General features: G+C 72.7%; 14 protein-coding genes. 12 read left to right on the top strand and 2 right to left on the bottom strand.

The annotated features are described in order from the left end of the window. Positions 1-321: 321 nt before the first annotated feature. Entirely contained in the window at positions 322-1,731 is a 1,410-nt protein-coding gene (locus VM685_RS01320; protein WP_325458301.1) for an amidase, read from the top strand. A 372-nt stretch (positions 1,732-2,103) separates the two neighbouring features. Here the strand turns inward: VM685_RS01320 and VM685_RS01325 are convergent, their stop codons facing one another. Then, positions 2,104-2,373, bottom strand: coding sequence for a GIY-YIG nuclease family protein (locus VM685_RS01325; protein WP_325458302.1), 270 nt, complete (start codon positions 2,371-2,373; stop codon positions 2,104-2,106). Between the two features lie 189 nt (positions 2,374-2,562). Between VM685_RS01325 and VM685_RS01330 the strand changes: the two genes are divergently transcribed. The 9 genes from VM685_RS01330 to VM685_RS01370 all read left to right on the top strand — a co-directional run bounded on the left by VM685_RS01330 (position 2,563) and on the right by VM685_RS01370 (position 10,701). Then, on the top strand, positions 2,563-3,798 hold the full coding sequence (locus tag VM685_RS01330) for an acyl-CoA dehydrogenase family protein (RefSeq protein WP_325458303.1): 1,236 nt from the start codon (positions 2,563-2,565) through the stop codon (positions 3,796-3,798). Positions 3,799-3,844: 46 nt separating this feature from the next. After that, on the top strand, positions 3,845-5,155 hold the full coding sequence (locus VM685_RS01335; protein WP_325458304.1) for a replication-associated recombination protein A: 1,311 nt from the start codon (positions 3,845-3,847) through the stop codon (positions 5,153-5,155). Between the two features lie 69 nt (positions 5,156-5,224). Next, positions 5,225-5,686 (top strand): hypothetical protein, encoded by a 462-nt coding sequence (locus tag VM685_RS01340; RefSeq protein WP_325458305.1) that lies wholly within the window; start codon positions 5,225-5,227, stop codon positions 5,684-5,686. Positions 5,687-5,695: 9 nt separating this feature from the next. Then, positions 5,696-6,439 carry an RluA family pseudouridine synthase gene (locus VM685_RS01345; RefSeq protein WP_325458306.1) on the top strand — a complete coding sequence of 248 codons (744 nt, stop codon included), beginning with the start codon at positions 5,696-5,698 and terminating at the stop codon, positions 6,437-6,439. Between the two features lie 80 nt (positions 6,440-6,519). Beyond that, a complete protein-coding gene (locus VM685_RS01350) occupies positions 6,520-7,020 on the top strand; it encodes a CC0125/CC1285 family lipoprotein (RefSeq protein ID WP_325458307.1) in 501 nt (166 codons plus the stop codon). 33 nt (positions 7,021-7,053) lie between these two features. Next, positions 7,054-7,437: a fluoride efflux transporter CrcB gene (crcB, locus tag VM685_RS01355; protein ID WP_325458308.1), complete on the top strand. Its 384-nt coding sequence runs from the start codon at positions 7,054-7,056 to the stop codon at positions 7,435-7,437. Then, the gene (locus tag VM685_RS01360) at positions 7,434-8,414 is read left to right on the top strand and encodes an RluA family pseudouridine synthase (RefSeq protein ID WP_325458309.1); all 981 of its coding nucleotides are present in this window, start codon (positions 7,434-7,436) and stop codon (positions 8,412-8,414) included. Before crcB ends, VM685_RS01360 begins: the two co-directional genes overlap by 4 nt. 5 nt (positions 8,415-8,419) lie before the next feature. Next, complete coding sequence (locus VM685_RS01365) at positions 8,420-9,913, top strand: putative 2OG-Fe(II) oxygenase (RefSeq protein ID WP_325458310.1); 1,494 nt, start codon at positions 8,420-8,422, stop codon at positions 9,911-9,913. Positions 9,914-9,954: 41 nt separating this feature from the next. Then, on the top strand, positions 9,955-10,701 hold the full coding sequence (locus VM685_RS01370; RefSeq protein WP_325458311.1) for an ATP12 family chaperone protein: 747 nt from the start codon (positions 9,955-9,957) through the stop codon (positions 10,699-10,701). Here VM685_RS01370 and VM685_RS01375 read toward each other — a convergent pair. Beyond that, entirely contained in the window at positions 10,698-11,978 is a 1,281-nt protein-coding gene (locus tag VM685_RS01375) for an OmpP1/FadL family transporter (RefSeq protein WP_325458312.1), read from the bottom strand. The genes VM685_RS01370 and VM685_RS01375 overlap by 4 nt on opposite strands. A gap of 137 nt (positions 11,979-12,115) precedes the next feature. Here VM685_RS01375 and VM685_RS01380 point away from each other — a divergent pair, with 137 nt between their 5' ends. Together VM685_RS01380 and VM685_RS01385 are read left to right on the top strand one after the other, a co-directional pair. After that, positions 12,116-12,256 (top strand): hypothetical protein, encoded by a 141-nt coding sequence (locus VM685_RS01380; RefSeq protein WP_325458313.1) that lies wholly within the window; start codon positions 12,116-12,118, stop codon positions 12,254-12,256. Positions 12,257-12,376: 120 nt separating this feature from the next. Next, positions 12,377-13,093, top strand: coding sequence for a hypothetical protein (locus VM685_RS01385; RefSeq protein ID WP_325458314.1), 717 nt, complete (start codon positions 12,377-12,379; stop codon positions 13,091-13,093). Positions 13,094-13,129 lie beyond the last annotated feature (36 nt).

The raw sequence follows: 13,129 nt of genomic DNA on the forward strand, positions 1-13,129 counted from the left end.
CCGCCGGCGGGTTCCGCCCTTGGCGCGGCCCCGCTTGCCCGCCACGACGTCGACCTCGTCGCGCTCGCGGGCAGAGCCGGCGGAGGACGACGCCCCTGCCGGGTCTGATCGGGGGGCGGTGACCGTCCCCGCCTCCGTATCTCCAGCGCCTCGCGGGCCTGGCGCCATGCGATCGATCGAGCGACCGGGGCTGGCCTTCCAAGAAAAATTTCTGTCACAAAATCAGCAAGTTGGATCGGGCGGTCCAGGTCGGGAATCCGCGCAAGTCTGTTTCTCACCGGTCGTTTGTCCAAACTCTCCGCCTGAGCGGGAGGACCGGACATGGCTGAGCTTTGGCGGTTGGGGGCCTCGGAACTGGCGCGGCTGGTGCGGAGCCGGGAGGCTTCGTGCCGAGAGGCGGTCGAGTCCTGCCTGGCGCGGATCGAGGCGGTGAACCCGGCGGTGAACGCCGTAACGGCGGTGCTGACCGACCAGGCCTTGTCCCAGGCGGACGCCTCGGACAGGGCTCTCGACCGCGGCGAAGCGGTGGGACCGCTCTGCGGCGTCCCGTTCACCGTCAAGGAGGACGTCGACGTGGCGGGTTCGGCCACCACACACGGCGTCGCGGCGCTGAAGGGGGCCGTGGCGCACGCGGACGCCCCGCATGTGGCCGCGCTTCGGGCGGCTGGCGCCATCCCCGTTGGACGGACGAACATGCCGGAATTCGGCATGCGCTGGCACACCGCCAACGCGCTGCATGGCCCTACGCGCAACCCTTGGGACCCGCGGCTTACGCCGGGCGGCTCGAGCGGCGGTGAGGCGGCGGCTGTGGCGAGTGGCATGAGTCCGCTCGGCTTGGGCGGCGACGGGGCCGGCTCGCTCCGATGGCCTGCGCTTTGTTGCGGCGTCGCTGCGCTTAAGCCTTCCTTTGGTCGCGTGCCGGTCGTGAGCGCGGGACCCCTCCCGTTCGGGTTTCAGCTGCTCGCTGTGTTTGGGCCGATGGCCCGGCGGATCGAGGATCTGCGACTGGCGCTGGAGCCCATGTGCCGGGCGTCCTCCGGCAGCGACCCCTGGCACGTGACCGCGCCCGTAGAGGGGCCGGCGCACCCAGGCCCGATCCGGGTGGCCGTGATGCGCGACCCGGGTGGCTTCGGCGTCGAACCGGCCGTGGGGGCAGCCGTTGATCGCGCCGCGGAGGGTCTTGCGGCCGCGGGTTATGAACTCGAGACGCGCGAGGCCCCCCAGCTCGCCCGCACGGCCGAGATCTACTTCCAGATCATGGGCCGCTTCGGCCGCCTCTCGGAGGATGCGGCGACCCCGCCGCCGGGCTTCCTCTCAGCCGAGTTCGAGCGCTTCTGGGCCGACTTCAACGGTCCCTGGGAGCGGGCGGCGGGTCGCATCTGCGCCGATCCCATGATGGAGCGGGCGGCCCTCTACCGCGCCTGGAGCGCTCTGCTCGCCGAGACACCGCTCATCCTGGCCCCCATCGCCGCGCGTTCGGCCTGGCCAGTGGGCGCAGACCTCGAGCCAGGCTTCGGCGAAGCCTGGTTGCGGGATCTCAGCTGCACCGTGGTTCCCAACCTCCTCGGGCTGCCGTCCGTCGCCGTGCCTACAGGCCCGGTGAACGGCGTCCCTCACGCCGTTCAGATCATCGGGCCCCGGTACCGCGAGGACCTCTGTCTCGATGCGGCCCAGGCGATCGAGGCGGCGATTCCACCAAGCACCCCCATAGATCCGGCCATGGCAGGATGAGGCCTGCTCCTCTCCCGCCGAGCGCAGCTCGGGAGGGAGAGGGTGGGTGAGGGGGCGCAGGACGGGGCCGGACCGCTCCGTTTGGACCCGTGCGCACCCCCCGGCCGACACGGTTTCTTGCCGTGGCTGAGGAAGGTGACCCCGCCTGGGTTCCTCGATCGGCGCGGCCTCGCCCCTCCCGCCCTTAAGTCCATGGTCGATCGCGAGCCTGCCGGGCCAGGCAGAATGCCAGCCATGGCCTCAAGGGACTCGTCCCGACCCGTAGCTGACCTCCGGTCGGCCGCCTGGCGGCGGTGGGTTGGAACGTCTGCCCTGCGGATCGCCTCCCATCCCGCTCATCCCCGCGAAAGCGGGGACCCAGGTTTTTTTCCGTCATTCGGGCTCGAGCTCGTCCAGCAGGTCCCGCCAGCCGGGATTGAACCGCTCGATCAGCTCGATCTTCCAGGCGCGCCGCCACTTCTTCACGGCTCTCTCCCGGGCGAAGGCGCCTTCGCGCGTCTCGAAATGCTCGTAGTAGACGAGCCGCTTGACCCCATGTCGGGCCGTGAAGCCCGGCCGCACGCCTTCGCGGTGCTCCAGCGCGCGACGGCTCAGGCTGTCGGTGTGCCCGATGTAGAGCGTGCCGTTCCGCTGGCTGGCCAACGATGTAGACGGCGAACATCGGCGTTGGAAAAAGCCTGGGTCCCCGCTTTCGCGGGGATGAGCGGAGGTTGCGGGAGTTAAGCCCGAGGTTGGGCCGGAGCAAAGCCTCCCGCATCCATCCCCCGCCGCTTGCCTGCCACGGCGTCAACCGCGCCACGCTCCCCGCAGGCAGAGCCAGCGGAGGACGCCATGGCCATCGATTTCGAGATCCCCGAGGACGCCAAGGCGGTCCGGCAGAAGGTGCGGGAGTGGGTGCACGAGGAGTGCATCCCGGCCGAGAAGCGGCTTATCGAGGGCGCCGACTACAAGACCCTGCTGGCCGAGCTGCGGGAGAAGGCCCGGGCGCGCGGCCTGTGGTGCCCGTTCATCCCCAAGGAATACGGCGGCATGGGGCTGGGCCCGCTGGCCAACGCCCTCGTGCAGATGGAGCTGGGCGAGAGCTACCTGGGCGCGCTGTCGATGAACACCCAGGGTCCCGACGACGCCACCATGATGACCATCCTGGCGCACGGCACCGACTTCCAGAAGGAGAAGTACCTCAAGCCGCTGCTGAACGGCGAGAAGCGGGTCTGCTACTCCATGACCGAGAAGGCGGCCGGCGCCGACGCCACCGGCATGCAGACCCGGGCCGTCAAGCAGGGCAACGACGCCTATGTGCTGAACGGCGAGAAGTGGTTCTCCTCGGCCGCCAGTGTCGCCGACCTGGCGGTGGTCATGGCCATGACCGACCCCGACGCGCCGCGCCACCAGCGCTACTCCACCTTCATCGTCGAGCTGCCCAACCCCGGCTACAACATCAAGCGCGACATCCAGACCATGGCGCTGGAGGGGCCGCTGACCCACGTGCTGGGCGGCGGCCACTCCGAGGTCGAGATCAGGGACCTCGTTGTCCCGGCCGAGAACCTGCTGGGCGGGGAGGGGAACGGCTTCAACATGGGCCAGCACCGGCTGGCCTACGGCCGCCTGCGGCACGGCATGCACAACGTCGCCATGGCCCAGCGGGCGCTCGACATGGCCACCGAGCGGGTGATCGGCCGCGAGACCTTCGGCAAGCCGCTGTCCGAGCGCCAGGCGGTGCAGTTCATGCTCGCCGAGTGCGCCACCCAGCTCTACATCAGCCGGCTGATGCTGCTGCACATCGCCTACAAGGCGGAGAAGGGCCTGGACCTGCGCCAGGAGAACGGCATCGCCAAGGTCTACCTCGCCAACATGGTCCACCATGTGGTCGACACCGCGATCCAGCTGCACGGCTCGCTGGGCTACAGCCTCGATACGCCGCTCGCCCGCTGGTACACCCACATCCGCTCCCAGCGGCTGGTGGACGGGCCGGACGAGGTCCACCGCTGGACCACCGGCCGCAACGTCGTGAAGGCGTTCAAGGCGCACGGCACCACCGCCTCGGCGGCGGGCGGCGACCTGATCTGACCGGCGCCTGGTTGGGGGCGGCCGTCCGCGGTGCTAAGCCCCCTCCATGGCTGACCTCTTCGAAGCCGCGGGCCTGACGCCCTCCGCCCCGTCCCCGCTCGCCGACCGGCTGCGGCCGCAGAAGCTCGACGAGGTGGTCGGCCAGGACCACCTCTTGGGTCCCGACGGCCCGATCCGCCGCATGGCCGAGGCCCGACGGCTGTCCTCGATGATCCTCTGGGGCCCGCCGGGCACGGGCAAGACCACCATCGCGCGCCTGCTGGCCAAGGAGGCGGGCTACGAGTTCCAGCAGCTCTCGGCGGTGTTCTCCGGCGTCGCCGACCTCAAGAAGGCCTTCGAGCAGGCCAAGGTCCGCCGCTCGGCCGGCCAGAGCACGCTGCTGTTCGTCGACGAGATCCACCGCTTCAACCGCGCCCAGCAGGACGGCTTCCTGCCCTTCGTCGAGGAGGGGGTGGTCACCCTGGTGGGCGCCACCACCGAGAACCCCTCCTTCGAGCTGAACGGGGCGCTCCTGTCCCGCTGCCAGGTCTATGTGCTGAAGCGCCTGGACGAGGCGGCGCTGGAGGCCCTGCTGGCCAAGGCCGAGGCCTTCGAGGGCCGGCCGCTGCCCTTGGAGCCCGACGCCCGCCAGGCCCTCGTGGCGCTGGCCGACGGCGACGGCCGCTACCTGCTGACGCTGGCCGAGACCCTGTTCAACATCGGCTCGGCCAAGCCCCTGACCATCAAGGAGCTGGGCCAGATCCTGCAGAAGCGCAGCCCGGCCTACGACAAGGACCGCGAGGAGCACTACAACCTCGTCTCGGCGCTGCATAAGTCGATCCGCGGCTCGGACCCGGACGCCGCCCTCTACTGGCTCGCCCGCATGCTGCAGGGCGGCGAGGACCCGCTGTTCATCGCAAGGCGCCTGATCCGCGCCGCCGCCGAGGACATCGGCGAGGCCGACCCGATGTCCCTCGTGCTCGCCAATGCGGCCAAGGACACCTACGACTTCCTCGGCTCCCCCGAAGGCGAGATCGCGCTCGCCCAGCTCGTCGTCCACCTGGCCGCCGCGCCCAAGTCCAACGCCGTCTACGTGGCCTACAAGGCGGCGATGAAGGCGGCCAAGGAGACCGGCAGCCTGACGCCGCCGTCGCACATCCTGAACGCGCCCACCAAGCTCATGAAGGAGCTCGGCTACGGCAAGGGCTACGCCTACGACCACGACGCCCCGCAGGGCTTCTCCGGCCAGAACTACTTCCCGGACGGCATGGAGCGCCGGCAGTTCTACCGGCCGCGCGGGGAGGGGACCGAGGCCCGCATCAAGGAGCGGCTGGACCGCTGGGCGGCCATCCGGCGCGAGCGCGGCGGCGGCGACTGATCAGCGATCATTGTTCTGCCAAGCGGCGCGGCGTAGGCTCCCTCCAGCATCCTTAGGGGGGAAGCTCCAATGACCACTGCAACCAACGACGCGGGCTCCGCCCGCAGCGCGACGCCCTGGCACCTCTGGGTCGTCGGTCTCGTCGCCCTGCTCTGGAACGGGTTCGGCGGCTACGACTACGTGATGACGCGGCTTCAGGGCGAGGCCTACATGCGAACCGCCGGCATGACCGACGCCCAGATCGCCCACTTCAACGCCATGCCCGCCTGGATGGGCGCGGTCTGGGCGATCGGGGTGTGGGGCGGGGTGCTCGGCGCCGTCCTGCTGCTCGCCCGCTCGAAGTGGGCCCTGCACGCCTTCGTGGCCTCGCTCGCCGCCTTCGTCGTCAGCCTGATCTACAACTACGCCCTCAGCGACGGCGCGGCGGTGATGGGCCAGACGGTGATGATCATGCAGATGGTCATCCTGGCGAGCTGCCTCGTCTTCGCCTGGTACGCCTGGACGATGGGCAAGCGCGGGGTGCTCCGCTAAACGGGCCTCGTGAAGGCCCGCAAGACAGAGCCCGTTCCCGTCCGCCTGACGCCCGAGGAGATCGCGCTCGTGCGGTCCCTCGTGCTCTACGAGGACGCCGACATCCTTGCCCTGAACAAGCCCTCGGGCCTGTCCAGCCAGGGTGGCCGGGGCCAGGCGAACACCCTGGACGAACTGCTGTGGGCCTTCGCGAAACCCGGCAAGGCGCGCCCGCGGCTGATCCACCGGCTCGACCGCGACACCTCGGGCGTGATCCTCACCGCCAGGACCAAGCCGGCCGCGGGCTTCCTCGGCAAGGCGATGATGGCGCGCCGCTTCAAGAAGACCTACCGCGCCATCGTCACCCCCGGCGCGCCCGTGCCTGCGAAGGGGTCCATCGAGACGCCGCTGCGCCGCGACGAGGCGGGGCGCGAGGCCTATATGCGCGTCTGCGCGCCCGACCATCCGGACGCCGAGACCGCCCGCACCCGCTACCGGACCCTGGCCGAGGCGCCCGGCGCGGCCCTCGTCGAAGCCGATCCCGAGACCGGCCGCATGCACCAGATCCGCGTCCACCTGGCCTCGCTCGGCCGGCCGATCGCCGGCGACGCCCGCTACGGCGGCGCCCTGGTGGTCGCAGGCCACCCCGCGCCGCGCCTGATGCTGCACGCCGCCGCGCTCACCTTCCCCCATCCCGGCGGGGGCGAGATGCGCCTGCAGGCCCCCGTTCCCGACGACATGGCGGGGCTTCTGGCGGCGCTGAAACTGGCCTGAGACGGAACGCCGCCTCCGACTTGCCCGTTTCCTGCGGCAAGCTGCGGAACCGCAATAGGTTTTCCGCCGGAACCTGAACGATGAAACGCCTCGTCCTGCCCGCGCTCGCCGCCCTTTCCCTGGGCGCCTGCGCCACCACGCCCACCACCTACCAGCCGGCCACAGGCCCGCAGGCCGTGGGCTATTCCGAATACCGCATCGAGCCCGACCGCTACCGCGTCACCTTCCGCGGCGGCCCCGGCGCCTCGGCCGACCGGGTCACCGACCTCGCCCTGCTGCGCGCCGCCGACCTGGCGCTGGCCGGCGGCTACGACTGGTTCCGGGTCTCCGACCGCTTCCTGCAGGGCCAGCCGAACCGCGGCCCGCGCATCAGCCTGGGCGTCGGCGGCGGCAGCGGCCACTACGGCTACCGCAGCGGCTCCAGCGTCGGCGTCGGCCTCGGCACCGGCTTCAACCTCGGCGGCGGCCCGTCGGTGACCGCCACCCTCGAGGTGCTGCTCGGCCGCGGCCCCAAGCCCCCCGGCGGCGACGTCTACGACGCCCGCGCCATCCGCAGCACGCTGATGGGAACCGCCACCTAGCCTGACCGGCCGCGCCGTCGCATAACCCACCCGATGCAGACTCTCCTCTACGTCGGGATCGGCGGCGCCGTGGGCGCCATGGCCCGCTATCTGGTGGGCGTGCAGGCGCTCCGCACCTTCGGGTCCGGCTGGCCCTACGGCACCTTCGCGGTGAATATCGCCGGCGGCCTGCTTATGGGCCTGCTGGCCGGCGTGCTCGCCCACCGCGGCGGCCTCGACCAGGAGCGCTGGCGCCTGCTGCTCGGCGTCGGCGTGCTCGGCGGCTTCACCACCTTCTCGGCCTTCTCCCTGGAGCTCGCCCTGATGCTCGAGAAGCGCGCCTTCACGACCGCCGCCGTCTACGCCCTGGCCTCCGTCGTGCTCTCCACGCTCGCCCTCTTCGCCGGCCTCTTGGCCGCCCGCCGGGTGTTCGCGTGAGGGAGGTCCGCACCCTCTACGTGGACAAGGGCGAGGAGGGCGTGCGCCTCGACCGCTGGTTCAAGCGCCGGTGGCCGCACCTCAACCACATCCAGATCCAGAAGCTGACCCGCTCGGGCCAGATCCGCGTCGACGGCGCCCGCGCCAAGCCCGACACCCGGCTGACCGCCGGCGCCCAGGTGCGCGTGCCGCCGCTGCCCGACGCGCCCGCGCCGCACGAGAAGGGCAAGCTCGACCCGCGCGAGGCCGCCTTCGCCCGCTCCCTGGTGCTCTACGAGGACGAGGAGGTGCTGGCCCTCAACAAGCCCTCCGGCCTCGCCGTCCAGGGCGGCACCAAGACCTCCAAGCACATCGACCGCCTGCTGTCGGCCTGGGGCGAGGGGCTGGAGCGGCCCAGGCTGGTCCACCGGCTCGACCGCGACACCTCCGGCGTCCTGGTGCTCGGCAAGTCGCCCGGCGCGGCCGCCAAGCTGGCCGGCGCCTTCGCCAGGCGCCGCACCCAGAAGACCTACTGGGCGCTGGTCGCCGGCCTGCCGAAGCCGGGGGAGGGCGTGCTCGAGCTGCCGCTCGCCAAGAAGGGCGTCGGCGACCGGGAGATGATGGTCCCCACCGATCCCAAGGACCCCGACGGCGAGACCGCCGAGACCGAGTTCGTCACCCTCAGCCGCGCGGCCGACAAGGTCGCCTGGATGGCGCTCTGGCCCCACACCGGCCGCACCCACCAGCTGCGCGCCCACATGCTGGCCCTGGGCCACCCGATCCTCGGCGACCCGAAGTACAACAACGAGACCTCCGTCGCGCTCTCCCAGGGCCTCAAGCTGCAGCTCCACGCCCGCCGACTGGTCCTGCCGCACCCCTCGCGCGGAACCCTGATCCTCGAGGCGCCGATCAGCCCGGAGCTGAGGGCCGGCTTCGACCGCTTCGGCTTCGACGAGCACGAGGCCGATCCCGAGCCGTTCGGCCAGAAGCGGCGGTAGGGGCGATGGCCGGGACCCTCGACCAGGCGAAGGCGCTGCTGGACGCCGGGCGCGCGGCCGAGGCCCTCGCGATCACCGCGCCGCTGGCCGAGGCTCCCGACGCCACGCACCGGGCGCTCGCCCTGCATTCCACGGCCCTGAAGGGGCTCGGCCGCCGCGAGGAGGCGCTCGCCTTCGACCGCCGCGCCGTGGCCGGCTTCCCCGCCAGCGGCGTCGCCTGGCACAACCTGGGCGCCACCCTGGGCGACCTGGGACGCGGCGCGGAGTCCGCCCAGGCGATCGAGCGGGCCTTCGCGCTGGGCCTCGACGGAGCGCAGAGCTGGGGCGTGCTCGCCCGCGCCCGGCTGGCCACCGGCGAGCTCGACGCCGCCGAGGAGGCCTACCGCCAGGCGCTCCGCCGCGCGCCCGGCCACGCCGCCACGGCCGCGGAGTACGCCAACATCGTCTGGATGCGCCACGGCGACCTGGCCGCCGCCGACGCCATCCTCGACCGCTGCGCCCACGCCGGCGGCGAGCCGCCGCCGCTGCTGCTGGCCAAGGCCAAGCTCTATGCCGCCGCCGGCGAACAGGGCCGCGCCGCCGACCTGCTGGCGCGCGCCGCCGAGCGCCTGCCGGACGACACCTTCATCCTCATGGCCGCCGCCCAGGCGGCCCTGGAATCCGACCGGCTGGACGAGGCCGAGCGCCTCGCCCTCGCCGCCGAGCGCCAGCGGCCCGACCATCCGGGCGTGCTCAACCAGCTGGCCATCGTCGCCCTGGCCCAGGGACGCCCGGATCTCGCCCTGGCCAAGGCCCGCCGCGGCCTGGAGATCGCGCCGGAGAACCAGTCCCTGTGGGGCTGGGCGGCGACGGCCGCCCGCGCCGTGGGCGACCCGCTGCACGCCGAGCTCTACGACTACGACGCCATGGTCGGGGTCTACGAGTTGCCGACGCCGGACGGCTGGACCTCCCGCGCGGCCTTCCTCGCCGACCTCGCCGAGGCCCTGAAGGCCATGCACCTCTACCGGGAGCACCCGTCCAACCAGTCCCTGCTGCATGGCAGCCAGACCATGCACCTGCTCACCGGCTCCGACGATCCGGCCATCCAGGCCTTCTTCCGCGCCCTCGACGCGCCGATCCGCGAACACATCGCGAAGCTGGGCACGGGGACCGATCCCCTTCGCCGCCGCGCCACCGGCGACTACCGCATCCAGGGCGCCTGGTCGGTGCGCCTGCGCCCCGGCGGCTTCCACAAGGACCACTTCCACCCGGAGGGCTGGCTCTCCTCGGCCTTCTATGTGGAGACCCCCGACCAGGCCCTGGCCGGCGAGGACAGGGCCGGCTGGATCCGCTTCGGCCAGCCGCCGTTCCGCACCGAGCCGGCGCTCCCGCCCGAGCGGTGGGTGAAGCCGCAGCCCGGCCGCCTGGTGCTCTTCCCCTCCTACATGTGGCACGGCACCGAGCCGTTCACGACCGACGAGCGGCGCATGACCATCGCCTTCGACGTGGTCCCGGCCTGAGCGGGGTTGCGTTCCAGCGCACGGCTCCCCATTCACCCCGGATGCAACGTGGATTTCATGAGCCGGTGGAGAAGCCCCGGCGGTTCTACAAGGACGTCACGGTCGCGCAGGCCGACGGCGGCTTCGCCATCCTGCTGGACGCCCGCAAGGTCAGGACCCCGAAGGGCGCGCAGCTCGTCCTGCCCACCCGGCCGCTCGCCGACCAGGTGGCGCAGGAGTGGGCCGGGCAGGGCGAGACGATCGAGGTGGCCGGCATGCACGCCACCCGGCTCGCCAACACCGCCCTGGACTCGATCCCCCAGGCGCGCGACGCCACCGCCCAGTCGGTGGCGGACTACGCCGGCTCGGACCTGGTCTGCTATTTCGCCGAAGAGCCCGCCGGCCTCGTCCGCCGGCAGGAGGAGCGCTGGGGGCCGGTGCTCGACCGCGCGGAGCGGGACCTGGGCCTGGCCTTCGTGCGCTGCGCCGGCATCGTCCACCGGACCCAGCCGCAGGCCACCCTCGACGAGGTGAAGACCCTGGCCCTGGCGCTCGACGACTTCGGCCTGACGGGCCTCGCCTTCGGGGCGGCGCTGTTCGGCTCGGCCGTGCTCGCCTTCGGCCTGCAGCGCGGCTGGCTGACCGGCGAGCAGGCCTTCGAGCTCTCCCGCCTGGACGAGTCCTGGCAGGAGGAGAAGTGGGGCGTCGACGCCGAGGCCGCCGAGCGGGCCGGGCGCCTGCACGGCGAGGCGCAGATGCTGGCGCGCTGGTTCCGCGGCCTCGATCCCGCGCCTGGGCGGAGTGTCTAGAACCGCGTGCGGACCGCCAGGCCCACGGTGAGCTCATCCCGGTCGATATCGCCGCGGAGGGTCGCCGAGCTGGCGGCGGGCGTGCCGGCGTAGAACGCCAGGTCGCGGTTGAGGCGCGCGGCGTCGAAATCGGCGGAGGCGGCGGCGAGGTCGAGGTCGACGGCCGGCGAGAGGGCGAAGGTGGCGCCCAGGGCGTAGGTCGTGCGGTCGGCGTCGGGAACCCCCGGCTCGCGCATCAGGTCGGGCGTGGGCGTCGGATCGAAGCCGACGCCGGCGCGGACGGTGAGGGCGTCCCGCGCGCGCCACTCGGCGCCCAGGGCGACGCTTGTGGTGTCCTCGTAGGCCTGGACGATGGCGGCGGTCTGGCCGGCGAAGACCAGGTCGATCCTGTCGTACCGGCTCCAGCCGCTGCGCTGCGCCTGGGCGTGGAGCGCAAGCTCCGGCGTCGCCTGCCAGCGGCCGGCCACGGTCAGCGTCCACGGCGTCGAGAAGCCCACCTTCGCGGGCGCGTCGAAGTTGGCGGTCGCGAGCGGGCCGGCGAGGCCGGTCATGGAAAGCCGCCCGTCGAGGTCGCGCTCGATCGCGCTGCGCCAGCCGACCGCCAGGGTGAGATCGTCGAAACGCGCCTGCGCGCCGGCGCCCCAGCCCAGATCCCAGCCCTTGGCGGTGAGCTGCTGGAGCGCGTCGGGCGAGGCCGGCGCGAGGTTCGGCGAGGCCGCGTCGAGGGCGGCGCGGGTTTCCTGGGCGTCCAGCGAGACGCCGAGGTCCAGCCAGTCGGCGGCCCGGACGGCGATCGCGGCCCGCACCTCCGTCATCTCGATGCGGTTGCGGTGCAGGTCGTAGCGGACGAAGGACGGGACCGGGTACTCCAGCCGCAGGTGGAACGGCTTGGTCACCGCCAGCCCCACCGCGATGCGGTCGGTGACCGGCAGGGCGAGCGCCAGGCTGGGCGCGCGGAAGTCCTCCGCCGCGTCCTCCAGGCGGGTCGCGCCGCCGGCCGGGACGGGCGCCTGGCCCGGACGGGTGAGCGTCGAGCCGGTGTCCGTAAGCGCGAGGGAGGTCTGGCGGAACGACAGGCCTGCCACGCCTTCGCGGCCGGAGCGGGCGATGGCGGCGGGGTTCCAGGCCAGGGCGTCCGCGCCCGCCAGGGCGGCCGCGCCGGCGTTGGACATGCCCTGGGCGCGGACCGAAAGCTCGGGGGCCTGGAAACCGCCGGCCTGGGCGGACGTGGCGGCGGCGAGCAGCGCAGCCGCACCGGCAATGCCAGAATTACGCAAGTCGGGAGCCTCTCATCAGGCGCCCTGCCTCGCACGCAAATCGCAACGAAGGGTTACGCGCCCCGGAGGATGTTCCGTGTGCAACGCATTTGTAACCGACCGGCGCCTAGCTGGGCGGCCAAGCGGGGGGTTCGTTCTTGGTGTTCTTCGTTGTAGCGGCCGGCGTGCTGGCGATGACGGCCGTCGTCTATCTGTTGATGCGTCAGCCCAAGGCGCCGCCGAGAACAAGGCCGGACGAGACAGGCCCCGCGGCGGACGACGGCGACGGCGACGCCTAGACCGTCGCGATCGCCCGCTGATCCCTTGGCCACCCCCATGGTGAACGCCGGCTGGCCCGGGCGTTGCTCCTTTGGTCCCGAAGTCCCCGGCGCCTGTGCCGGAATGACGCGGAGGCCAAAATGGCGTTCAGGATCGGCACGATCGCAGCGGATGTGGCCCATTTCGGCCGCAGGCCCGCCGTCGCGCCGGTCGCGGCGCCGGCCGCCCCTGCGCGCCGCGAGGCCGAGCCGAGGGCCGCCGCCGCGCACCGGGCCGAGGCGACGCTCGCCGCCTTCGCGCCGGCCGCCCTGGACGCGCTGATCCAGCTCCAGTCGCGCCTCCCGGACCGGGACGACGGCCGTCACGACCGGGGCGAGCGCGCCCATGAGGCGATCGAGGACGTTCTGGACCGCCTGCGCGACCGCTGGGGCCAGAAGCCCAGGCCGCCCAAGCCGCCCGTCACGCCGCCCCCCGTCACCCCGCCGCCGGTGGTGGTGCAGCCGCCCGTGACGCCGCCTCCGGTCACGCCGCCGCCCGTCACCCCGCCGCCCGTCGTCGTGCAGCCGCCGGTCACCCCGCCGCCGCCGCCCAAGGCGCCGGTCGTGGACTCCCCCTATCCGGCCCAGCGCCTGCGCGCGGTGCTGGAGGAGATCCGCAAGCCGGTCGTCTCACCCGAAACCACCAAGCCCTTCTCCCAGCGCGAGGCGGCGGCCGGCGTGGCGCCGCTCACCGTCAGCCGCGAGCAGGCGATCACGCTTCGCAGCCTGGGCGCCGCCTACCAGGGCCAGGCGGCGCTTGCGGTGATGAAGGTCGCCGGGGCCGACGCCACGGCCTTCCAGCGGTCGCTCTGGGCCTGATCCTGCCTCGCCCGGGGGCCTGACCCCGCGTGACCT

The organism is Phenylobacterium sp. (assembly GCF_035539035.1).
GTDB lineage: Bacteria > Pseudomonadota > Alphaproteobacteria > Caulobacterales > Caulobacteraceae > Phenylobacterium.

Excerpts from the sequence above, each read along its gene's own strand:
- VM685_RS01320 (WP_325458301.1), top strand. The coding sequence starts at position 322 with ATGGCTGAGCTTTGGCGGTTGGGGGCCTCGGAACTGGCGCGGCTGGTG.
- VM685_RS01330 (WP_325458303.1), top strand. The coding sequence starts at position 2,563 with ATGGCCATCGATTTCGAGATCCCCGAGGACGCCAAGGCGGTCCGGCAG.
- VM685_RS01335 (WP_325458304.1), top strand. The coding sequence starts at position 3,845 with ATGGCTGACCTCTTCGAAGCCGCGGGCCTGACGCCCTCCGCCCCGTCC.
- VM685_RS01340 (WP_325458305.1), top strand. The coding sequence starts at position 5,225 with ATGACCACTGCAACCAACGACGCGGGCTCCGCCCGCAGCGCGACGCCC.
- VM685_RS01350 (WP_325458307.1), top strand. The coding sequence starts at position 6,520 with ATGAAACGCCTCGTCCTGCCCGCGCTCGCCGCCCTTTCCCTGGGCGCC.
- crcB (WP_325458308.1), top strand. The coding sequence starts at position 7,054 with ATGCAGACTCTCCTCTACGTCGGGATCGGCGGCGCCGTGGGCGCCATG.
- VM685_RS01365 (WP_325458310.1), top strand. The coding sequence starts at position 8,420 with ATGGCCGGGACCCTCGACCAGGCGAAGGCGCTGCTGGACGCCGGGCGC.
- VM685_RS01370 (WP_325458311.1), top strand. The coding sequence starts at position 9,955 with ATGCAACGTGGATTTCATGAGCCGGTGGAGAAGCCCCGGCGGTTCTAC.
- VM685_RS01385 (WP_325458314.1), top strand. The coding sequence starts at position 12,377 with ATGGCGTTCAGGATCGGCACGATCGCAGCGGATGTGGCCCATTTCGGC.